17 protein-coding genes are annotated in these 21,994 nt (G+C 65.1%); 5 read left to right on the plus strand and 12 right to left on the minus strand.

What is annotated here, in order from left to right; translation table 11 throughout:
- Positions 1-329 precede the first annotated feature (329 nt).
- Positions 330-854 (minus strand): hypothetical protein, encoded by a 525-nt coding sequence (locus QXZ85_RS03765; RefSeq protein ID WP_316173393.1) that lies wholly within the window; start codon positions 852-854, stop codon positions 330-332.
- A 401-nt stretch (positions 855-1,255) separates the two neighbouring features.
- On the opposite strand from QXZ85_RS03765, the gene QXZ85_RS03770 reads away from it, so the two are divergent.
- Genes QXZ85_RS03770 through QXZ85_RS03780 form a run of 3 tightly spaced genes read left to right on the plus strand, consistent with a single transcriptional unit; the run spans position 1,256 to position 6,427 of the window.
- Positions 1,256-3,340: a hypothetical protein gene (locus tag QXZ85_RS03770; protein ID WP_316206401.1), complete on the plus strand. Its 2,085-nt coding sequence runs from the start codon at positions 1,256-1,258 to the stop codon at positions 3,338-3,340.
- A 46-nt stretch (positions 3,341-3,386) separates the two neighbouring features.
- The gene (gene gspD / locus QXZ85_RS03775; RefSeq protein WP_315700768.1) at positions 3,387-5,747 is read left to right on the plus strand and encodes a type II secretion system secretin GspD; all 2,361 of its coding nucleotides are present in this window, start codon (positions 3,387-3,389) and stop codon (positions 5,745-5,747) included.
- 32 nt (positions 5,748-5,779) lie between these two features.
- The gene (locus QXZ85_RS03780; protein WP_315700769.1) at positions 5,780-6,427 is read left to right on the plus strand and encodes an ATP-dependent Clp protease proteolytic subunit; all 648 of its coding nucleotides are present in this window, start codon (positions 5,780-5,782) and stop codon (positions 6,425-6,427) included.
- Positions 6,428-6,461: 34 nt separating this feature from the next.
- On the opposite strand, the gene QXZ85_RS03785 is transcribed toward QXZ85_RS03780, so the two are convergent.
- From QXZ85_RS03785 to QXZ85_RS03805, 5 genes are all read right to left on the minus strand, one after another.
- Positions 6,462-7,457 carry a FecR family protein gene (locus QXZ85_RS03785; RefSeq protein ID WP_316173390.1) on the minus strand — a complete coding sequence of 332 codons (996 nt, stop codon included), beginning with the start codon at positions 7,455-7,457 and terminating at the stop codon, positions 6,462-6,464.
- 278 nt (positions 7,458-7,735) lie between these two features.
- Positions 7,736-8,278, minus strand: coding sequence for an RNA polymerase sigma factor (locus tag QXZ85_RS03790; RefSeq protein WP_315700771.1), 543 nt, complete (start codon positions 8,276-8,278; stop codon positions 7,736-7,738).
- Between the two features lie 176 nt (positions 8,279-8,454).
- The gene (locus tag QXZ85_RS03795) at positions 8,455-9,186 is read right to left on the minus strand and encodes a TonB family protein (protein ID WP_315700772.1); all 732 of its coding nucleotides are present in this window, start codon (positions 9,184-9,186) and stop codon (positions 8,455-8,457) included.
- Positions 9,183-9,923 carry a secretin and TonB N-terminal domain-containing protein gene (locus tag QXZ85_RS03800; protein ID WP_316173388.1) on the minus strand — a complete coding sequence of 247 codons (741 nt, stop codon included), beginning with the start codon at positions 9,921-9,923 and terminating at the stop codon, positions 9,183-9,185. Before QXZ85_RS03800 ends, QXZ85_RS03795 begins: the two co-directional genes overlap by 4 nt.
- A 636-nt stretch (positions 9,924-10,559) precedes the next feature.
- Positions 10,560-10,820 carry a hypothetical protein gene (locus tag QXZ85_RS03805; RefSeq protein WP_315700774.1) on the minus strand — a complete coding sequence of 87 codons (261 nt, stop codon included), beginning with the start codon at positions 10,818-10,820 and terminating at the stop codon, positions 10,560-10,562.
- Between the two features lie 228 nt (positions 10,821-11,048).
- Between QXZ85_RS03805 and QXZ85_RS03810 the strand changes: the two genes are divergently transcribed.
- Together QXZ85_RS03810 and QXZ85_RS03815 are read left to right on the plus strand one after the other, a co-directional pair.
- Positions 11,049-12,323, plus strand: coding sequence for a DUF2130 domain-containing protein (locus tag QXZ85_RS03810; RefSeq protein WP_316173386.1), 1,275 nt, complete (start codon positions 11,049-11,051; stop codon positions 12,321-12,323).
- A 336-nt stretch (positions 12,324-12,659) separates the two neighbouring features.
- Positions 12,660-13,658 carry an adenylate/guanylate cyclase domain-containing protein gene (locus tag QXZ85_RS03815; protein ID WP_315700776.1) on the plus strand — a complete coding sequence of 333 codons (999 nt, stop codon included), beginning with the start codon at positions 12,660-12,662 and terminating at the stop codon, positions 13,656-13,658.
- Positions 13,659-13,723: 65 nt separating this feature from the next.
- Here the strand turns inward: QXZ85_RS03815 and QXZ85_RS03820 are convergent, their stop codons facing one another.
- The 6 genes from QXZ85_RS03820 to QXZ85_RS03845 form a co-directional block, all read right to left on the minus strand.
- The gene (locus tag QXZ85_RS03820; RefSeq protein WP_315700777.1) at positions 13,724-14,635 is read right to left on the minus strand and encodes an acyl-CoA acyltransferase; all 912 of its coding nucleotides are present in this window, start codon (positions 14,633-14,635) and stop codon (positions 13,724-13,726) included.
- A 207-nt stretch (positions 14,636-14,842) separates the two neighbouring features.
- Positions 14,843-16,027: a glycosyltransferase gene (locus tag QXZ85_RS03825; protein WP_315767331.1), complete on the minus strand. Its 1,185-nt coding sequence runs from the start codon at positions 16,025-16,027 to the stop codon at positions 14,843-14,845.
- Positions 16,020-17,042, minus strand: coding sequence for a polysaccharide deacetylase family protein (locus QXZ85_RS03830; protein WP_315700779.1), 1,023 nt, complete (start codon positions 17,040-17,042; stop codon positions 16,020-16,022). Before QXZ85_RS03830 ends, QXZ85_RS03825 begins: the two co-directional genes overlap by 8 nt.
- On the minus strand, positions 17,039-18,559 hold the full coding sequence (locus QXZ85_RS03835; protein WP_315767330.1) for a lipid II flippase MurJ: 1,521 nt from the start codon (positions 18,557-18,559) through the stop codon (positions 17,039-17,041). Before QXZ85_RS03835 ends, QXZ85_RS03830 begins: the two co-directional genes overlap by 4 nt.
- Entirely contained in the window at positions 18,556-19,713 is a 1,158-nt protein-coding gene (locus QXZ85_RS03840) for a glycosyltransferase family 4 protein (RefSeq protein ID WP_315700781.1), read from the minus strand. Before QXZ85_RS03840 ends, QXZ85_RS03835 begins: the two co-directional genes overlap by 4 nt.
- Positions 19,710-21,989, minus strand: coding sequence for an exopolysaccharide transport family protein (locus QXZ85_RS03845; protein WP_315700782.1), 2,280 nt, complete (start codon positions 21,987-21,989; stop codon positions 19,710-19,712). The genes QXZ85_RS03840 and QXZ85_RS03845 overlap by 4 nt, the downstream gene beginning before the upstream one ends.
- Between the last annotated feature and the right edge of the window lie 5 nt (positions 21,990-21,994).

A 21,994-nucleotide genomic window follows, 5' to 3' on the forward strand; every position in this document is an offset into this window, starting at 1 on the left:
AGCAGGTCGAGCGATCAGCCCTCCCCAAACCGCCGCGACGCCCGCCTGCACCCAAGCGAACGCGCCCGACGACTCGGGGATGCGCCTCTCCTCATCTCTAAGACTGTCTGCAGACCCCTAACACGCAGCCCCGGCGACAAAAATTTTCGGCTATATTGATTGAGTTCAGCCAGGAGCAGGAGCCGCGACATGAACGCGAACATCGAGAGAACGCGGAGTTGAACGCTGCCGATCTGGAGCTCGCTTGCGCGCTTGCGGCAGCCTCTCCTCAGGCAGTTCGGATCGAAAGCGTACCGGCCTCGCTGATCGGACCGTCATATTCGCCGCGACTAGCGATCGCGCCGCGCTCTCGCCGTCGCATCCGCCGACTTGATGCCTTTTTCAGCAGCCCCAAACAGGACGAAGTCGACTGAGCGCTCGCCCTGGGTCAGCACGATCCGCCGCGACTCGACCTTGTCGACCTTCCAGCCGCCGATGTCGTCACCGGTCCGCACGCGGACAACCTTGTCGGCCGGACGTCTATCGGCCGCACGGATCATCGCACGGCCCTCCCCGTTCTCGCTGACGATCCCAAGCACAACCAGGCTGGGCGGCGGCGCCGGCGGCGCTGCCTCTTGCCGCACCACAACTGGGGTCGCCACCTTCGGTGGCGGTCGCCGGAACGGTGAGAATAGCGGACGCTGATGCGTGGCCGTCAATTGCTGCAACGGCTGCAGTTCAACGGGATTACGGATGGCGACCTCCTCGCCGGCAGCGAGTGGAGCGATCACGATCAGCGCGATGCCGAGGACCAGGGTGACGGAGATAAAAAGCCGACCGCCGGCAGCATGCTTGCGTGTCGTCAGCCCGACCATGCCTATTCTCCCACCGCCCGTCGATATGAGCGTCATCCGAACATGCGAGCATAACCTGCGTCAGGCGACGACGTCTTGCAAGTCCTGCAAATTGCAGGTCTTGCAAACCAATCTGCGGAGGTTCCGAGCGAACCAAGGCTGTTTGCGTCAAATCGATGAAGGCGAATCACAACTAAGCATTCTCGCTATGCGCGAGATGAGCTTATCGTCGTTACAACGACGTCATCGAATTCGAACACACTCCGCGTGCTTCAGCGAAAGCGGCTTGCTGACGTTGCAGTCCACGATTGGCACCAAGACAATCATCAAAGACACATCCATCAAAGACCCATCGCGTCATGCGTTCGCGTCGCACTTCCGCCGGCCTCTCGGCCGGTCTCGCATCCTTACTGCGCGGAGGTGTGACGTTCGCCTCGCTCGCGGTCGTGGGATGCACATTGGGTCTTGGGCAAGCGCTCGCGGCCTGCGAACTGCACGCGCGGATGGGAACGATCACGCGCGTGGTGCAGATCCAGCTCGACAATGTGCATCTTTCTCGCGACGAACCGCTCGTCCCCTCGGATCTCGAACAGATGCCGCGCTTGCGTGCGTTTCTCGCCAGCAACGGAACCATCGGCAGCAATCGCCCGACTGCGCCGCCGTCACAGCGGGCTCCTGATGTCCTGGCCGTCCTGACTGGACTGCTTGGCGACCGCATGGGCGTTTCCATCGGCGACAGTTACGGCAGCTTTCGCAGCGACGGCAGCGTCGATTTCTCACCGGCCTTCGGCTACTGGACAGCAAGCGGAGGCGACGGCAAGCCGCTGATGCTGGCCGACAGCGGCAAGATGGCGGCGGCGCCGTGGGTCCCCTTCACCCGAGCGGGCTGCGACGTAGGCGCGTTCGCAGTGACCGGCCTCACGCTTCAGGCGCTGGACGCTGAGGTCGCGAATGTACTGGGGAGCTCGGAAGCAGAGGCCGCTGCCCGCGATCCCGCCAGCGCCGAGGCGGATCTCCTCGGCATCGCCATCCATTGTGCGCGCAACAGCCAAATTTGCGCTGATGGCCACGCACGACCCGATGTGCTGCCTGACGAACCCAACGGCTATATCGGCTTTAGCGGATTGCTCGGCAATCGTCATGTGCAACCAGCGATATCACCCGACGGCCCGGTGAAAGGGCTCGACGGCAGGGTGATTGCGGATCACGCCGGCCATGCCGGTTTTCCCGGCTCGAATCCAACGGCAGCCCAGTCGCTCGGCTACGCCGTGGCGATGCTCGAAGCCGGCGTGCAGGTAGTCTATGTCGCAATCGGTGATGCTCACAAAGACGGCGACCCGCGTGGCTCTGGCCCCGGTGAGCCGGACTATCTGATAAGGCTTGCCGATTACGATGCTGCGTTCGGATCGTTCGTGGACAGACTCGCCAAGCGCGGAATCACGAAGAGCAACACGCTGTTTGTCGTCATTTCGACCGGCAATGACCGCTTCACCGGCGGACCACCGCAGACACCGACATGCGACAGCTCTCACGCGCCGTGCGGCTACGGACCTATCGGCGCAATCGATGTCGCGATCGATCGACTGGTCGCCTCACAGAGCCGCAATGTGACCAGCTTCGATATCCAGCGCAGCAGTACACCCGCCTTCTACATCCAGGGCAACCCGCGGCCGACCGATCCACTGACCCGCACCCTCGAGCAGGACGTCGGCAAGCTCACGGCTTTGAATCCGGTAACGACGAAGACCGACAGGCTCGCGGCCCAGCTCGCCGACCGCGCACAGATGCAACTGATGCACATGATCACGGCGAGCCCGAAGCGGACGCCGAGTTTCCTCATGTTCGGCGATACGAACTATGTGTATCGCACCACGAACAGTCATGATGATTGCGCTGCCTCTCCTGCTTGTGTCGCGATCAACCCTCGGGCTCCCTGGGTCGCCGGGGACCTCCAGCAAGCCGACGGCGGCGGCTGGTTCGGCCTCGTCGGGCCCGGCGTTGCGAAGCTCGGACAAACCGACATTGTCTCGTATCCTGCCGATCTGCGACCCACACTGCTTGCTTTGCTCGGGCTCGATGATGCTTACGTCCATGACGGCGTCGTGCTCGCCGACGCACTTGAAAGCCAGGCGCTGCCGCCGGAGATAGCCAGGTCCCGCGACGTCTACGCCGGGCTGGCCCGGGCCTACTGGAATTTGAACGCGCCATTCGGGCCGCTTGGCCGGGCCGGCCTGGCGCTCGCGACGCAGGCCATCAGAGGCAGCGATCTCTTCTACGAACGCTATCTCGGCGCCATTGGCGCTGTCCAAACGCGGCGCGATGCGCTGGCTCTGGAGATGAAAACGCTGCTCGACGGTGCCGCATTTGCGCACGTCGCAATCGACCCTGCTTATGCGGGCAGGCTCGTCACCCGCGTCGAGACGTTGATCAACGAGGTCGAGGACCTTGCCGGACAGAGCCTGGGACCTGCGGATCGTCCGTGGAAAGCGGCGCGCGATGCGCAATGACCACAGCGATGCCGGTCTGGACCGCGCATTACAGGGGAGAGCAGCCGTGCCCTTCATCGAACAGTCCCACCGAGGGCGCATCGCCTCGCTCGGCGCCCTGGCCGGCGCCTGGCTCGCAATCGGCGGCCTGCTGGGTGGCTGCATGATCGACAAGAGCATCGATCTGCCGGCGCGTGACCAGGTGACGGATCCGATCCGCGATGCCGATCTTCGTGCCCGCTGGAACGGTCCGGTCAATGTCCAACCGGGTGCTGCAGCGGCGTCCCGTCCGATCCAGCCGATGATGTACCCGGGCATCGAGCAAAATCCCGCTACCCCGTCCTTGCTCCGGGAAGCGACGGGATCAACGCGCCTCGCGACCGCGCTCGACGGCGATCTCCCGAACAAGGCCGGCGAGGTCGAGCTGAATTTCGAGAATGCCGACATCCAGTCGGTCGCGAAGTCCGTGCTGGGCGACAGCCTCGGGCTGAACTACGTGATCGATCCGCGCGTCCAGGGCGTGATCACGCTCGCTTCCGCGCAGGCCATCCCGCGCAAGGACGTGCTGCCGGTGTTCGAGAGTGTCCTGCGGATGACGAACGTCGCCCTGCTGCGCGAGGACAACCTGATCCGCATCGTGCCATTGCCCGAGGCGTCGGGTGCCGGTCCCGCGAGCTTCGGCACGGGACAACCAGGCTTTGGCGTGTCGATCGTGCCGCTGCGCTACGTGTCCGCGGCCTCGACCGCCAAGACGGCGGAGAGCTTCCTGTCACGGCCTGGCGCAGTGCGCGCCGACCAGGCCCGCAACCTGCTTCTGATCCAGGGCACCACGTCCGAACGCCAAGCGGTCCTCGGCGTAATCGCAACGCTCGATGTCGAATGGCTACGCAATCAGTCGGTGGCGCTTTATCCGCTGAAATCGACCGCGCCCGAGACCATGATCCGCGAGCTCGACAAGGTATTCGATACAGCAGAAGGCGGCCAAGGCCAGGGCGTGATCAAATTCCAGCCGGTGTCGCGGATGAACGCCGTACTGGCCGTGAGCCGCAACAGCAAGGTGCTCGAACGCGCGACCCAGTGGGTGCAACGGCTGGATCGCTCCGATCTCAGCGGCACCACGGTGCGAACCTATGGATTGCGGTTCGGCAATGCACGCGCCATTGCCCGAATTCTCAACGAGATGTTCGTCGGCCGTTCCGGGCAAGGCAGCCCAGACAGCAGCCAACAAAGCCCAACCGCTCCGGGACAGACGGCGGCCACCTCGCGCATCGACTCGCTCGGGAGCGGAACGCTGAGCAATCAAGGCAACAGCGGGACGACAGCCGCCGACAGCTCCGGCACGCCGGGCAAGGGCAGCACGCCGATCCAGGCCGCCTTTGACAGTTTTGGCGACCGCAAGGACGCACAGCAGGATGACGCGAACGGGCTCGGCAGCTCAGGCACCGGCGCAATGCCACGCGGGCTGTTCCAGAACGTCCGGATCACGGCCGACACCACCACCAATTCGGTCATGATCTACTCCAATCAGGAGGACTATCGCGTGATCGAACGGGCATTGGAATCGCTCGACCGGCCAAGGCTTCAGGTGGCGGTCGATGCCATGGTCGCCGAAGTCACGCTGACCGATCAGTTGCAATATGGCGTGCAGGCCTATCTCACCAGCGCGAACGCTGGCCTCGGGACCGATAAAGGCTCGGTCGGCCTGTTCAACGCGGCACAGTCAGCGACGCAATCCGCCCTGCTCGCGCGGGTGCTGCCCGGCTTCAATCTCCTGCTCGGGGCCGAAGCAAATCCCAAGCTGATCCTGAACGCATTGTCGACCTTGACCACCGTCAAGGTGCTGTCGGCCCCCTCTCTCGTGGTCGCAGACAACCAGCCGGCCATTCTCGAGGTCGGCAATCAGGTTCCGATCTCGACCGGCACAGCCACCGTATTGTCGAGCTCGAACACGGTGGTCAACACGATCACGCTGCACAACACCGGCATCATCCTCAAGGTCCTGCCACATGTGCATCCGAACGGAGCGATCGATCTGGAGATCGAGCAGGAGATCTCCAACGTGGTCAACCCCGCCGGGATCAGTGCGCAAAACCTCACGCCGACGATCTCGCAGCGGCGCATCCATTCGACCATCGGCACGAGCAGCGGCCAGACCGTGCTGCTCGGGGGCCTGATCAAGGAGGATGACGAGCGGACCGTGGAAGGCATTCCGGGGCTCGCCCAGATCAGATATCTCGGCGACCTGCTGAGCCAAAAAACCGACATCAAGAGCCGCTCCGAGATCATCGTGTTCGTCACCACCAAGCTGATCCGCAACAGCCAGGATGCCCAAGTGGTCGCGGAAGAATTCCGCGAGCGGTTGGATACGATGCGTCGAAATCCATCGAGCTTCGGAGCAAACGCGACAGCAGCGGGCCCACGCAGATAGCAAAGCACGCGCCGATGTATCTGCGCAGGTCCATGCTGGGCATTCTGGGGGCGGCGGTTGCAGCCGGCACGGTCGCAGCAGCCGAACTGACCGGGGTGCGGACGGAGGATAACGCCACGATCATCGCCCTCCGCGGAGACATCGAGGAAGGCGACGCCGACGGGACCGAGGCGCTGATCAAGACCGCGAATGACGACGGGCGGCTGGTGATGGCGATCCGGCTCGACTCGCCGGGAGGCAGCCTCGCCGAGGGGATCAAGCTCGCCGAACTCATTCGTAGGGCCAAGCTGCCGACCGTGGTGGTGAGCGGAGCCCGCTGCGCGTCGGCCTGCTTCATCGTGTTCGCGGCCGGAGTTGAAAAATTTGCAAGCTTCGGTGCCGCCATCGGGGTTCACGGCGTCTCCGACAGATTGGGCCACCAGAGCGCACAAACCGAAGCGGCGACCTTGGCGATGGCGCGTATTGCCGGCCTGTTCGGCGTCCCGCCCCGCATCGTCGGCCGCATGATCGTCACGCGGCCCGATGCCATCGCATGGCTCTCGCCGGACGACCTCCGCTCCATGGGAGCAATCATGACGGACCGCGTGGAGCAGCCTGCTCCGCCCGTTTCGGCCAGCAAACCGGCAGGGCCGGCCCGGCGATGGCTGGTACGTGCACCGCATCGCGCCGATGAACCGTAGCTGTTGTGGCGGCTAACGGGTCATGCTCGCCGGCTCAACTCAACAGCACCACCCCGGCCGGCAGCGAAACCGCGCGAGCGCCGAACAGTTGCTCCACCTGGGCGACGAAATTTTCGAGCCGATCGAGCTGGAACGTGCCGTTCACGAGGCGGCGCTTGAGATCGTCATTCGTGATGATGATCTTGCCGGAGCGATAGCGATTCACCTCCTCCACCACGCTGGCGAGCGGCCGATCGCGAAAGATCAGCAACCCGGTTCGCCACGCCGACACCTGGGCCGTGTCGACCGGTATGACGGCCTGCAGACCTGCTGCCGAATAGCTCACCTGTTCGGATGCCCGCAGCTGAACCACGCGGCCGTCTTGCGCGACGGTAACGCTGCCGTCGAGGCAGGTGACCGCGACGACGCCATCGAGGCAGCGTGCATTGAAATCCGCTTGGGATGCGCTGACGCGCCCGCCCGCGGCGACAAGCTCGACCGGCTTCTGCGACGCGAGCCGCGCTGTGACCGATGCCTCTCCGGCGATCAACTCGATGCGGAGTTGGTCCGGCGCAGGCCGCAACGCAACGCTGGTCTGCGTGCTGAGTTCGAGCGCGATGTCGGGCGTCAGCATCACTTTGCGATGCTCGCCCTTGGTGGTGCGGTAATCGGCCGAGAACTCGCTGATCGAAGGCCAGAGGCCGAATGGCGGGTGCACGACCATGTAGGCGGCCGCCGCGGCGATCGAGCCGCTGAGGACCAGGCGACGCGTCACGCTACGCGACGGCAATTGCGGTGACGAGGCCCCGCGAGGCGCCCTCGCCCGCTGGTCCTCCTGCTCGTGGGCGAGCTCGCGCGCAGCAACGCCCGCCTGGCGAAACAAGCGCGCCGCTGTCTTGAACGCCTCATCATGCGCTGCACTTTGCTCGCGCCAGTGCCGTAGAGCGTCCAGATCGGACCGAAGCGGCGCGCCCGTCTTCAGACGAATGACCCAATCGAGAGCCTCGTCCAGTAACGGATCGAATTCGGGCGTCCACGTCGGCACGGTCACAATCGATCGCTCATATCCAATTCCGCCAGCTCCAAGCTCGGCCCGCTTGGCAATCCCGCCATGGGAAAAGTTCTGCGCCGGACGCCGCAACACGCGTCCATCGCATCCGGCGCGATCGAGCTCTTACCCGATAGACGACTGGAGCCTCGCTATCCCGCAGAAAAAACCTGCCGAAACCAACAAATTTCAGCCGGCCATGACGGAAATGCCACTTCTGCTTACCGAAATACCCGGTCGTTCCGGCCTGCGGGCCTCTCATCGCGTCCGTTTCATGCGTGTCAAGAGCGAGGCCGCGGACCGCCGAGCCGGCGAACCAGGGTGTAGTCCAGCGACGTTGCGCAGTGCTTGAGCGCCAGCCTCAGATCATTGTCGATGGTGCGCGGGCTGACTCCAAGCCGCGTGGCGACCTCGCGCGCCGGCTCCCCGTCGATCGCGATGCTCTGCAGCACCTCGCGCGCCCGCGTCGGCAATTCGGCGAGAGCGCGTTTCAAGGCATCGACCTCCGAGCGTGCCTCGACCACCCGCGCCGGATCTGGCTCCTCGTCACAAAAATCCAACAGCGCGTCGATCTCCGAGCTGCTGACCCGGTAATTCTGCGCCTTGCGGCGGTCATTGGCGATGTTGACGGCGATGCGAAAGATATAGTCGGCGGGGCTGCGCACCGTCACGCCGTCGGTCACCCGCTCGAGCCGCAAAAATGTTTCGTGCAACGCCTCATAGGCGAAGTCGGCGGATCCGAGGCACCGCGTCAGCCTCCTGATCAAGCTATCGTAATTCTCGACGAGCTGCCCCCGCAGCCGGATACGATTGACGTCAGCCACGTTCCGCCGCCCCCCAAGGCCGGCTCAAGCCCGGCTCGCTCGTGCGCGCGAGCCATGTCCGCAGCGCCCCTGGAGGTAGCGGCGCTGGGCGACACATTTATGACGCGAGTCCAGCGCGTGTGGAAACACAGGCCGGGCAGGCCCCTCCGTTCCCTCCGTGAGCTGCGGTCGCCGGATCATGACGGATCGAACTCGAGCGTGATCCGCTCATTGAGCAGGTCGGGCAATTCCGGTGGAATCGGCGGCAGCGGCTGCGCCCGGCGGATGGCGTCCATCGCTTCCTTGTCGAGCACGGCTTGACCCGAACTGGTCTTCACCCAGACGCCGAGCAGCGTGCCATCCCGGCGCATCGAAAACAGCACATCCACCGCGCCGCGCAGCCGCGCCGAGCGAGCAGCCCTGGGATAGCGCTGGTAGCGCGCAACGTGACGCAGCAAGGCCTGCTGGAAGCGCGCCGTGGCTCCGTTCGGCGGAGCTTCCAGCGGCGCCGGCAAGGCAACCGCGCCCGACGCGGGTCGCTCGGTCGGCAGCGACGGAGTCATCGGCGTCAATGCGGCGAGATCAACTGTGGCGGCGTCCGCATCGTTGATCGGGCTATCGACGCGGCTCGCAACGTGGCCGGCCGAAGGTAGCTCCGTTGCGGCAACGGGAATCGACGCCGGCGCCGGCCGGGGCAGCAATTGGACCTGCACCATCGCACTTCGCTCCCGTGCGGACGTCTCCGCCGACAGTTGCGAGCGGATCCAATAGATGCCGCCGACATAGAGCAAGGTGACGACCGTCGGAACCAGCACCAGCCGGAGCGCTTCGCTTTGGGTCCAGGATTCTTGAGACGCGGCCGCGACGAAAGGACTCGTCGCCCACAGCGCGGGAGCCCGCTCCTGTCCGCCGCCGGCCTCGCCCTTCATTGCATCGACCTCACGACGATGACGACCCGCACCGGCTGTGCTGCGTGCGCCGGTGTCGGTCGGCTGACGGTGAGGCCTCGTAGCGCCGCCTCCACTGCAGCGTCGCGGCCCTCACTGCCGGTTGAGCGGACCAGCGCGACCCGCTGAACGGTGCGCAGCGGATCAATCCACAGATCGAGCGTCGCGCGATAATTGCCGCCGCGCGTCTCCGAATTCTTTTGCAGCACTTTCTGAATGTCGGCCTGCAGGCCCTCGCTGTAATCGCGCAGCCGGCCGGCATCGTCTGCTTCTTCCGTCGCGCGCACGCGAAGCGTGCCCAAGGACAGCTCCGTTGCTGCCGGCACGCTCATCAAAGCAGCCCCGGACGGCGCGTCGCGCAGAGCGAGCGTGACGGCGTTCGGTCGGGCATACTGAACCTTCAGGTCGGTCCCGCTCAAGAGCGTCGCAAGCGCTTCTGCCGGCGTGTAGTTGCCCTCGACAGCGGCTGACGTGCGACCGACTGCGGAATGGCTTTCATACAGCACCTGTACGCCGGCTTTTTCCCCATAGACCTGCAAGGCGTTCGCCAGCGGTTGCGCAGGGATATGAAAGGCGATCGCCACCTGGCTGGACCGGGGCCCATCCTCTGCTGCTGCAGCGGCGATCCCGATGACCAGGATCGATCCCAGCATCGCAGCCAGCCAGCTCTTGCGTGCGCCGAACGGCGAACGTGGGACGCAGTGACCTGCGTTGCGCACGCACCGCATCGCGAGGCTTTCTCCGAGTCGGCTCGAAGTCAATGGCAGAGCGGTGATGCAGGCCTTCGCATGTCGGGTGCATTCGGTCATGACAGCGAGACGCCATTCAGCTCTTCATTATGCACGACTTGAGATCGGAAGAGCCGGCAGCGCGTGAACCGCGGGGTCGGCTTGCGCTGTGGTATCGCTCAAATGTGACAGCCGTCTAACCACCCGTTCCAAGTGAGTTCCATTTAAGAAGCTTCTGAAGGTTGAAAACCTTGGCTCGGCAGTGACTTCATGACGATGCCGACGTCTCTTTTCATTCGAGGGGGCTGCCCCCAACAATCATTATTTCTGAAAATAGGAAATCCGAATATCTTTCGCCAAGGGCGGAGCGACATATGCTCCGTCGATCCCAGTTCGCTCGTTCCGCCGAATACGCGGTGGCGCAATACAGATGAATGCGCCACCCGGAATACACCTGCGCCCGCTCCGATCGGTCTTACCCGCAACCTCGCTAGTGGAGGAAGCGGAGACGGCTCGGCATACGTCGACGGCCGTCCTATCGGCGAGAGGCAACAGAGCTTCGCTGCTGAAGCAGTCTATGCCGCCACGCTGGATACGGGCTCGGAGCCTGCGCGCTCCGCCCGACGATCATCGCTCGAAATGCGTGAGTGTTTCGGAGAGAAGATTGATCGTCGCTTCCAGATTGTCACGCCGCGCACGCAACGACTTTGCGAGCGTCGGATAGCTGACATGGGCCACGTCCGAGATCTGGCATTGCCGCTCCTCGGCCTCGATGTCGGCAGTCATGGTGTCGAGATTGACCCTGAGACTGTCGATGAGACCGCGGACGCGCGTGACCTCATTAGACGGCTGTCGATCGATTGTTTCGGAACGGAGCAAGGGCATCATCACATTGACCTCGATTGTCCGGCATTGGCACAGATCACGGACCACTCCGTGACCCCAGCGCCGACAGCAGCAAGCGGGGTGCCAGTCAGGTTCGGGCGGAACGAGCGGCCTCTGCCGTCGAATACCTCCCTATCGTCCACAGCTCATTGAGAATTCGGGCTGGACATGGGTTAAAGCGCGCGAGCGAGCGCGGTAGACTCACCGCGCCATCACTGCAGGATTCGCAACGTGCCCGATCCCCAGATCGTCTGCCCGAACTGTCGCACCGAGATCCATCTGACCGAGCAGCTCGCCGCCCCGCTGATCGAGGAGACGCGCCGCAGGTTCCAGGCCCAGCTCGCCGCCAAGGAGGCCGATTTCGGCCGTCGCGAGCAGATCATCAAGAAGGCGCAGGATGAGCTTGCCAAGGCAAAGGCTGCGATCGAAGAGCAGGTCGCAAGCCGGCTGAAGGCCGAGCGTGGGGCGATCGCGCAGGCCGAAGCCACGAAGGCACGGCAGGCGCTGGCGGACGAGATCGGCGCCCGCGATCAGAAGCTCGCCGAACTGCAGCAGGTTCTCTCCAACCAGGATGCCAAGCTCGCCGAGGCCCAGAAGGCCCAGGCCGAGATGCTTCGCAAACAGCGCGAGCTCGACGAAGCCAGGCGCGAGATCGAGCTCACGGTCGAGAAGAAAGTCCAGGAGAGTCTCACGGCCGTGCGCGACAAGGCCCGGCTCGAAGCCGAGGACGCGTTGAAGGCCAAGGTCGCGGAGAAGGAGACGCAGATCGCCGGCATGCAGCGCCAGATCGAAGAGCTGCGCCGCAAGGCCGAACAGGGCTCGCAGCAGCTGCAGGGCGAGACCTTGGAGATCGCGTTGGAATCGCAGCTGCGCGCGCGCTTTCCTCGCGACCTGATCGAGCCGGTGCCGAAGGGCGAATTCGGCGGCGACGTAGTGCACCGGGTGGTCGGGCCGAACGGCCAGGCCTGCGGCGCGATCCTGTGGGAATCCAAGCGCACCAAGAATTGGAGCGACGGTTGGCTTGCCAAGCTGCGCGACGATCAGCGCGCCGCCAAAGCGGATATCGCGATGATCGTCTCCACGGCGTTGCCCAAAGGCGTCGACGGATTCGACCTGATCGACGGGGTCTGGGTGGCGGAGCCGCGCTTCGCGATTCCGCTGTCGCTGGCACTGCGGCAGTCGCTGATTGATCTCGCAAGCAGCCGGCTTGCGCAGGAAGGCCAGCAGAGCAAGATGGAGCTGGTCTATGTCTATCTCACCGGCCCCAGGTTCCGTCACCGCATCGATGCGATCGTCGAGCGCTTCACCGAGATGCAGTCCGACCTCGACCGCGAGCGCAAGACCATGATGCGGCTATGGGCCAAGCGCGAAGAGCAGCTCCGGGGCGTGCTCGACTCGACCGCGGGACTCTATGGCGATCTGCAAGGCATCGCCGGACGCGCCATGCAGGAGATCGAGAGCCTGGACGTTCTCCTCATTGAGGCAAACAGCGAGGCCGCGGAATAAAGCACGCCTGATCGGTTGTAACGGCGCGTAGGGTGGGCAAAGCGCGTAGCGCGTCCCCACCACCGATCAACGCATGATGGCGGGCACGGCGCTTGTTCCGTCGCATGTGGTCGGCACCGGGCGGTAAACTCGCCCTTGCCTACCCTGCACGATCTGCAATTGACCCAGCCGCGAACGATCGTTCGAGCCCCCGCCCATCCGCCGGTGCAAATCTTTTCTCGTTCGTGCGCATGCTGGTCTGCTAGGATCGGCCGATCACGGTCGTCCCGGTTCCTGTCCGTCATGGTTGTCGACGAGCGCCTCCGTCTCCTCGCCCCAACGCTACTGAGCTACGTCATGATCGCAGCAGCGATCGGGGCGCCATACGGATATGCGACGTCGATTGCCGCCGGCGCGGGCCTTCATGGGCTGATCCGGGGCGCCGTGACCGGCGTGCTCATAGGCACCGCCGTGAGCTGGCTCAGCTTCTTCGTCCTGCAGGCGCCCGGCTCGCGGCTTGCGCGCACGTCGTTCATGGTCATCGTCGCCGTGCGCTCCCTGGTCTATCTCGTGGTCTTCCTGGTGGCCATGGCTATCGGGCAGCTGCTGATTCCCAACCACCCGCCGGCCCGGCCGATCAGCATCTCCGGCGATGACGTCCTGTTCTGCTTTGCCGCCACCTTCGTAGTCAGCTTCCTGTTCGAGGTGAGCGGTCTTCTGGGCCAGAACGTGCTGCTGTCCTTCGTAACCGGACGCTATCATCGTCCAAAGGTCGAGCAGCGCGTGTTCCTGATCATGGACATGAAGAACTCTACCGCAGCGGCCGAACGACTGGGCGAAGTCGACTTTCATCGGCTGCTCAATCGCCTCGTGACCGATCTCAGCGGGCCGATCGTGCTGCACCACGGCCGGATCTACAAATATGTCGGCGACGAGCTGATCGCCACCTGGCCGCTCGCCCAAGGGCTGAAGGACGCGGCATGCGTGCGCGCCTGCTTCGCCGCGCTCGCGCGGCTGGCTGCGCACAAAGCGGACTATGAGCGCGAGTTCGGAATCACGGCGCAGATGCGCGCCGCCCTGAATTGCGGACAGGTGGTGGTCGGCGAAATGGGATCGATCAAGAAGGAGATCGCTTTGTCGGGCGATGCGCTCAACACCACGGCGCGCCTGGTCGACGCCTGCCGCGAGCGCGGTGAAACGGTGATTGCCTCGGCCGAGCTTCTCGATGGCCTGACGCTTCCGCCGGGAATTGCAGCGCGGTCGCTGGGCCTGATCCGGCTGCGCGGCAAGGAACAGGCCATCGGCCTGTGTGCGCTGGCAGAGGCTAAGACCGATACGCGCGCCGCGGCCTTGTGAGAGAGGGCACCCGCGACTTTAAGACTCGTATCGAACCACTGGCGGGCCGATCCGATCGAGCCGCGTCAACTATCGAACAGCGCAGCTTCGGTGAAGGCGAGGTCGCCGAGCCGCGGCGGATGCGGGCCCTTGGCGTACTTGCGGCCTCGCTGTTCCGAGTACCAGCCGATCAGGCCCGGCACCGGCGCGTTCGAATCGAAGCGCACGAGGAGACCGCCGCGGCGGACCAGGAAGCGGCCGAGATTGCCGGCGAAGCGGATGAGATCACCAATATCGCGGCAATAGAGCAGCCGGAACACCGGCACGCGATTCCTGACCAAGTGCTTTTGAAACACGAAAGGATGATAGTTGTTGCCATCCTGCACGACGAGGCTGAGGCAGCCGAACTCTTCATGCCGCCGCAGCAAGTCGACCTCATAGTCGGAAAGGCCGGCGCTCTCGCCTGCAGCGAGCGGCCGCACCGTCGCCCGCGACACCGGCTTCGACAGTGCGAGCGCCGCGTAGATCTGGCCGCGGCAATAGACCGAGAATCCCTGCGCCTCGACCTGCGGCCAAGTGTGCGGCGCCGGCGTGATGTTGAAATAGGTCACACGCTTGTCGCGGGTGGCGGCCCTCACCAGGAGCGAGCTGAAGGCGCGAAACTCAGGCTCGACATACCAGCTCGAGACATTGCAGCGGACGACGGTCTCAGATCCCGCGAGCACCTCGGAGAACAACAGCAGGATCACGCCGACCGCGGCTCCGTCCTGTTCGAGACAGTATCCGAATGCCGGATAGCCGTGCGGACGCGGGCGCGTTGCGTGCCGCTGCAGGCCTCGCAGCCAATATTGCTGCGAGCAATGCGGAAAGCCACGGTTCAACAGCGCGGCGATCGCCGCCAGATCGGCCTCGCCGATCTCACGCACGCGAACGCCCGGGCGAGTTGCCGTCACGGGCTGCGCTGCATTGGAATTGTCTGCTTCACGACCGAATTGCATTCAGCGACGCTCAGGTCTCCACGGGCTCACCTCGAACACGGCATTGTCAGCAATTCTAATCAAAGATGCCGTGCTGCGCGAGCAACCGGTTCCCTAGGCTCGCCTTTACGTTAATCGATCGCTGCGTGAGGCCCTCGTATTTTGAGCTGTGCGGCAACAGACTGACCACCGCGTAGTTCGCGCAGCGGAAAGATGCCGGCCATCGGGCTAGCTGCCGACGCCGAGCAGCTGTGTCGGCTTCAGCCGCGCGGCGGCCCTATCGCTGGCGGCGGCGCGGCAGGCCGCTTCGATCGCCGTCGCTACGGCGTCATAGGTGAATCGCGCCAGCACATTGGCACGCGCGGCACTCGCCTTTGCCCGCAGCACGGCGGGATCGGCGGCCAGCCTGTCGAGCAGTTGCCGCAGGCTTTCGGGATCACGCTCCGGCACGATCCAGCCGCCCTCGCGGACCACATCCGGAATCGCACCACCGCTCGACCCGATCACCGGAATGCCGCAAGCCTGCGCCTCGATGATCACCCGCCCGAACTGCTCGCGCACTGCCTTGGTGGTGCGGGTCAGCAGCACCAACGCATCGAGCTCCTGTAGGAACGCGGCGACCTTCTGCGGCGAGCCCCAGCCGCGGAACGTCACGCAATCGCCAAGCCCCAAGGCTTTCGCGCGCCGGCGCAAGCGGACTTCATCGGGCCCCTCGCCCATGAGGTTAAGGAGGACCGGCGATGTGGCCTGCGCAATCGCGTCCAGCGCATCGTCGAGTCCCTTTTCCTCAACCAGCCTGCCGACATAGCCGATCGTCAGCGGCCGGGTGCGCGGCGTGCTGACCGGCTCGGCGCTGGGCACGAAGGTCGCCAGATCCACGCCATAGCCGATCGGCGTCACTGGGCCCGTATAGCCGCACGCGCGAACCACCTCGGTCGCATCGGGGCTGCGCGACAGGATGTGATCGGTCCGGCCCAGCACAAATCCGCGGATGGTCTCGAACGGCGGCGGCAGCCGCTTGAGGATATTCTGATCGACCTCGAGCACGACAGCCGCACGCCGCCGCAGCAGCTGCGCCTGCAGCGCGACGACGCTCCACGGCTCCTCCCAGAGATGGATCACGTCGGGATCGATCTCGGACAGCAGGTGCCGCAGTGCCGGATAGAAGTGCAGATACCATTTCATCGGCCCGGCCTGCGGCAAACGAATCGGCAGCACATGAATGGAGAAGCCCTCCGCACGCGGTGGCTCGGCGACGATGGTGCGGCCGAACTCCTTCCAGACCGCCGGCATTACCAGATGCAGATCGATGTTGGTCCTGGCTGCGAGCGAGCGGTAACGCAGGAAGCCGGCCTCGCTGCTTGCGGCCGTATGCGCGATCGACACGATTCGTATGGGCATCCGATTAGACACGGCCAATGATCCTCGCCGCCGTGCCGCTGAGGCCGGTCAGATGCATCTCCATGACCGCAAGATCACGATGCGCGCCATTGATGGTGTTGCGAGGCAGCGAGAACGGATCCTGGCCGTGACGAACCAGGCCCTTGCGCGTGGTCGCGGCGCTGCTGAATCCGGCCTGCCGGGCGAGCGCAAAATCGCGCGCACCGCAATCGGCTGCACGGCCATAGGGAAATGCGAAGTGCTGCACATCGATCCCGAGCCGTTCGTTCAAACGGCGGCGCGACTGCACCAGCTCGTCGAAGGCCGCTTGCGGCGAGAGATCCGAAACCCGCGCATGCGTGACGGTGTGAGCCCCGATCTCCGCCAAAGGATCCGTGGCCAACTCCTGCAGCATGTCCCAGGAGATCGCGTGCTTCCAGTGCATCGTGGTCATATCGATGTCGTTCGCCGCACAGAACGCAGCATAGTGGCGGCCGGCCTCGGGACCATCCCAGGACGCGGCTATCAACGCAAAGGCTGCGCGGCGCTGCTCGGACGTCGTCAGTTCGACCACCCCGTCATCGACCCGCACGCCGTCGTGGTGGAGCAGCACATCCTCCAGACCGGCCGTCCACAGCGGCAGCGTGCCGTCGGGAATCCCCGTGCTCACGAACAGCGTCACCGGCACCGCGTGCCGACGAAACAGCGGCAGCACCCATTCGTATGTGTCGCGATAGCAATCGTCGATCGAGAAATTGACGTAACGGCTGCGATCAGTTGCGTCCGCCGCGCGGCGCAGCGCTTCGCTCATCGTCACCACGTCCCAGCCGTCGCGGCGCAGATGTGTCAGGAACCGATCGAGAAAATCGAGGTCGATATGGAAGTCGCGGTTCGGCAGCCGCTCCCAGAGCGCAGACGGCGCAGCGCGGTGGAAGGTGAAAAAACATCCGCGGCGGCCCAGCACGCGATCATAGGCCTTGGCGAACGGCAGGACGAAGGCTTTGGTTCCCATCATGGCTTTTGCGACAGCGAGTGCGGCCAGGCTCAACTCAGCTCTCCCCTCACCTTGAATGATCTGCGGACCTGATTGAATGCCGCGCTGAATTGCGCCGGCATCAGCAAGCCCACGGCGAAAGCGAGACAGAGGAGATAGGCAAACCCGCCGGCGATTAAGCGCGGCAGCAGGCCGGCAATAGCATCCTGGATGAACTGGCCCAGCACCGCCATCAACAAAGTCGGCACAAGCGCGAGGCCGATCGATGTCAGCACCTTCCGCCGCTCGCCGAGCACGACCACGACGCCGAGCAGAAGGACGAGACTGCGCAGCGCCTCGCCGATGCCGAGCAGTTGCATGCCCGACGCGGGCGATGTCTCGACCATCGGGATCAGGAGGTTGAAGCCCATATTGACCGCGTAGCCCGACACGATGATCAACGCGGCCGCGCCGTTGCGGCCCGCGCCGTTGAGCAGGCGGATCAGGATCCAGCCGAGCGTCGCCGCCCAGACACCGCAGGCGATGCCCTTCAGCGCGTGCGAGGTCAGCAGCAGGGCCTCGTCGCCGAAGGCACCGCGGAAATAGATCAGGCGCACGATATCGGTCGCGAACATCAGGAGGAACGCCGAGGCGGGCAAGGTCAACGCCAACAGCGGCCGCAGCAGCGTATCCAACTGGCTGCGCGGATCCTGAGGCGCATGATGCGACAGGACCGCCATGCCGAGCGGCTGGCTGATGAGCAGCAGCGCGCTTTCGGTCAATGAGCGGGCGTAATCGAGCGAGGCCACTGCGCCGGTCGTGAGGCGGGAGGCGGTCAGCCGCTCGATCCAGACATTGCCCTGCTCGGCGAGCGGTAGCGCCAGAAGGACGCGTAGCCTGCGGAAGAAATCAGTGGCCTTGGCAAAAATGATCGGGACTGTCAGGCCGGAGAAGCCGAGCACGCCCTCGCGCCACAGCGTGATCAGGCCCCACAGCGCCAGCGCGTTGAAGGCCAAGGTGAAGGAACAGGCCAGGACGTAGGCGTCGCCGGTGAGCATCAAAAGCGCGATGCCGGCGAGCACGGCGAGGTTCAACAGGCTGGCGCGGATATTGGTGAGGCGCGTACGACCAAGCGCGATCTCGCCGGCTGCGAGCACATTGAGCACGGCGGAGGCCGGCATGCTGAACGCCATCATCCGCACGAAATGCAAGGTCAGGTCGCGGCCCTCGCGCGAAAATCCGCCGACGATGGCATCGACCCATATCTCGCCGAGCAAGAGCACGATCAGCATCACCAGCGTGGATAGCGCTCCGATCACGATCGTCAGCGCGCCGAGGCTGCGCGGCGGGTTGTCGCCCTGCAGCGCCGCGCGATGCATCGGGATCATGATCGCGGGCACACTTTCGTTCTGCAGGAAAGCGATCGGGATCAGCACGGCGGTCGTGGCGGAGCGGAAGCCGTCGGCGATCAGCGAGGCGCCGAGCACATGCGCCATCATCACTTCGCGCGCGAAGCCGAGCAGTTTGCTCGCCAGCGCGCCGCTGATCAGCAGTGCACTGAAGCGCCGCAGCGAATGCTGATGCGCACTCACGCGGCAGCTCCGGCCTGCGCCTTGGCGATCAGAAGCCCGATCGCCTCGCACATGCGCGCCAGGCTGTATTCGGCACGCGCGCGCTGCGCAGCATATTCCAGCTGGGTTGCGAGCTGATCCGGCCTTGCCAATACGGCGGCGATCGCGGCCGCCAGCGCGCGCGGATTGGCCGGCGGGATCAAGGTTCCAGCGCGACCGCGCTCCAGGATGTCAGGAGCCGCGCCGGCATCGGTCGCGATCACCGGCACGCCCGACAGCATCGCTTCGACCAGGGTACGGCCGAACGGCTCGGGATCGATCGAGGGATGCACCATCGCGTCGACCGCCTGCATCAGTTTCGGCACGTCGCTGCGATGGCCGAGGAAATGCACGCGCCCGGCCAAGCCGAGCTCGGCCACCATCTGCTGCAGCTGCGCCGCATAGTCCTGCTCGCCGAACAGCGCATCGCCGACCACGATACAGCCGACACCTGGAAGCGCCGCGAGCGCTTCGAGCAGGACGTGCTGGCCTTTCCAGGGCGCGAGCCGGCTGAACACACCGACGAGCGGCCCCTCCGGCAGGCCGAGCGCCTGTCGGAGGTCGCAGCGCAGGGTCTGCTCCCGCTGCAAGGCAAGCCCATTGGGTACGACCTCGACGAGGCTGCGCCGCCCGCCGGCGGCGATGAAAGCCGCGGCCGCCGCGTCGGATGGAACGATCACCTTCAGTGCACACCGGTTTGCAAGGAGGACTTGCATGCGCCGCTGCGCGGCGCCGAAATGTGCCGGGCTGATGATGTCGTGCAGATGCCAGATCAGCGGCCGCCGCGCCACGACACTGGCGAGCGCCGCCAGCACGAATGCCTTCTGCGAATTGGCGTAGACGAGATCGTGGCCGCGCGCCGCTTTCGCGATCTCGACCACGATCGCCGCGAGCCGGCCGAGCAGCGGCAGCGCCGCCAATGCTGAGCTATCACGGCGGAAGCGCGACAGGCCGCGGCCATGCTGCGAGATGATGAGCTTCAGACCGCGTCCGGCCAGCGCCGCGCTCAGCGGTCCGTCCTCGAACAGAAAGGCGGATGAGTTCTGCCGGCCCGCGACGACGTCGAGCAGGATCAGCTCGGCGCCGCCGATCTGGCCGGTGTGATCAACAAACAGCACGCGCGCGCTTGACATCACCCTGCCCTGGCATAGGCGTCTGTTGCCGTGAACGCCGGTTGCGGCCGACCACCGTGTTCTGCGTCGGTCATCGTGACGACGATGGCGAGGTCGTCGGCCCCCAGCAATTTGACACGGGTGATCGCGGAGATCACCGGCTCGATGACGGAGCGATCGCTCCTGACGCATAGCAGCAGGTTATCAATCTTAGAGAGACACAAGCTCTCGAGCGCAGGCAGCGGACTGTCGATCAGCACCGCATCGTAGTCACCCAGTCCGGACAACAGCTCGGCAATCTTCGCTCCGAACAGCACACTGGCGACCCGCCCGGTTCTCTCGCCGAACGGCAGCACGTGCAGGTTGGGACGGTCCGTCCTGATCACTGCCTGGCTCACCGCTGCCGCGCCGGACAGTACGCCGGACAATCCGGGACTCGCCGGCAGCGATAACACCTGCGCAAAATCAGGATGGACGGGCTCGCACTCGACCATCAGGACGCGGCGGCCCGCGGCGGCCAGATGCTCGGCGAGCGACAATACGCAGGTCGTCTTGCCCTCGCCGTCCCCCGCCGACGTCACCACGATGCGCCGTGTCGGCCCGGATTCGACGAGGCCAAGCGCCTGGACCAGCGCACGCATACCGGCCTGAAACTCGGCGTCTTCCGACGCCAGCCGCAGTACCTGCGGAAGGGCGAGGTTGCGGTAATCCTGGAGAATGGCGCCGACCGCCGACAGCTGCCGCAATGTCTTGAGCCGTGGCAGGCAGGCCAGGATCGGTACATCGGCGATCTTCGGCAGCTGCGACCTTGGGACCTCCGCGATGGGCGGATCGGGCGTTTGCTCCACACTTTGTGGCGCCAGCGCCGGCGCCTGCTCGATCTCGGCGACGGCAGGCGCGGACGGTGGCATCGGCTGAGGCGCGACCGGCTGCGCAGATTGGGGCGCGGCCTCGCCCGTCGCGGAACGGCTGAGCTTATCGGCCAGCATGGTGGCGCCGATGCCGAAGATCAGCGCCAGCGTGGTGCCTGCGGCCAGGAATGGGATCTTCTTGGGAAAGAACGGCTTGTTCGGCAGTTCGGCCAGACTCACCAGCCGGGTGCTGCCTTGCAGGACCCGCCGCTCGGTCTCGAGCTCGCTCGCCTTCTTGTACAGCTCGGCATATTGCTGGCGCTTGATCTCGGTGTCGCGCACCATGCTCTCGATCGAGGCTTCGTCGAGCGTGGCCGAGCCGGCCTCCGCCTTCGCCGCATCCATCTGCGTCTTGAGCGAATTCACCAGGGCATCGTTCGCGTCATAGGCCTTCTTGGCGCTTGCGGCGATGTTTTGCATCTCCTCGACCAGCCGCTGCTGGATCATCGCCTGCTCGCGGCTCAGCGCCAGCATCGAGGGATGCTTCGGGCCGAGCATCGTCGCCGCGCTGGCGAGCTGCGCGCTGACTGCCGTCAGCTGCTGCTTCAAATCCGCAATGGTTCGGCTCGACAGTACCGAGGGCGCATCAGTCGGCCCCCGCTCCTGCTCCGACTTGATCTCCTGCAGCCGCGCAGCGGCTTCGGCCCGCGCGGCTTCCGCCTGCGAAAGCTGCTGGCCGATGCTGGTGAGCCGCTCCGACGAGATCGGCGCATTGGCGCCGCGCATCAGCCCCTTGGTGCGGCGGAACTGCTGGATCTTCTCGTCGGCAGCGCGCAGCTGCTGATCGAGCTGTTTCAGCTCCCGCCAGATCCAGGAGCTTGCGACCTCGCGACTGTTGGCGCCTTCGTTGCGCTGGTCGTCGAGAAACGCCTGGGTCAGTGCATTGGCCAGCGTCTGCGCCACTTCGGGAATGCCCGACTGATACGAGATATTGATCACGCGGGAGCGGCCGGCGGATGCGACGCTGAAGCGACCATCGACATGCTCGATGAAGGCGCCCGCATCGGTCTTGAGCTTGTCGCAGCTGCCCGCGCCACCCAGCAGCCGTCCGCGCTCGCACTCCTCGACCACCGCCGGAATGACGCCCGGGGTGCTCATCACCAGCCGCAACAGCCGGGGCGAACGAATGACGAGCAGCTGGCTCTCCATATCAGCGGGATCGCCGACCTTCTGGGCCCACGCCGAAGAGGCATTGGCGGCCGCGCCAGGTTCCTGCTCGGCGACGATGACGGATGCAGTGCCGAGATAGCGCACCGGCAACAAGACCAGCGCGAGCACGGCCAAGCCCAGAATGGCGGCGAACACCGCGCCGAACACGCGGCGGCGACGCCACACCGTGCCGGCAATCGCAAGGCCGGCCAGGCTATCGGATCTGCTCGCGTGGCTCATCTTCC

It is taken from the genome of Bradyrhizobium sp. SZCCHNGR1005, from assembly GCF_032489995.1.
Taxonomy (GTDB): domain Bacteria; phylum Pseudomonadota; class Alphaproteobacteria; order Rhizobiales; family Xanthobacteraceae; genus Bradyrhizobium.

Bases quoted from the DNA above. Each gene is read 5' to 3' on its own strand.
- QXZ85_RS03805 (WP_315700774.1), bottom strand. From the start codon at position 10,820: ATGATGCCCTTGCTCCGTTCCGAAACAATCGATCGACAGCCGTCTAAT.
- QXZ85_RS03765 (WP_316173393.1), bottom strand. From the start codon at position 854: ATGGTCGGGCTGACGACACGCAAGCATGCTGCCGGCGGTCGGCTTTTT.
- QXZ85_RS03780 (WP_315700769.1), top strand. From the start codon at position 5,780: ATGCTGGGCATTCTGGGGGCGGCGGTTGCAGCCGGCACGGTCGCAGCA.
- QXZ85_RS03795 (WP_315700772.1), bottom strand. From the start codon at position 9,186: ATGAAGGGCGAGGCCGGCGGCGGACAGGAGCGGGCTCCCGCGCTGTGG.
- QXZ85_RS03845 (WP_315700782.1), bottom strand. From the start codon at position 21,989: ATGAGCCACGCGAGCAGATCCGATAGCCTGGCCGGCCTTGCGATTGCC.
- QXZ85_RS03820 (WP_315700777.1), bottom strand. From the start codon at position 14,635: ATGCAATTCGGTCGTGAAGCAGACAATTCCAATGCAGCGCAGCCCGTG.
- QXZ85_RS03815 (WP_315700776.1), top strand. From the start codon at position 12,660: ATGATCGCAGCAGCGATCGGGGCGCCATACGGATATGCGACGTCGATT.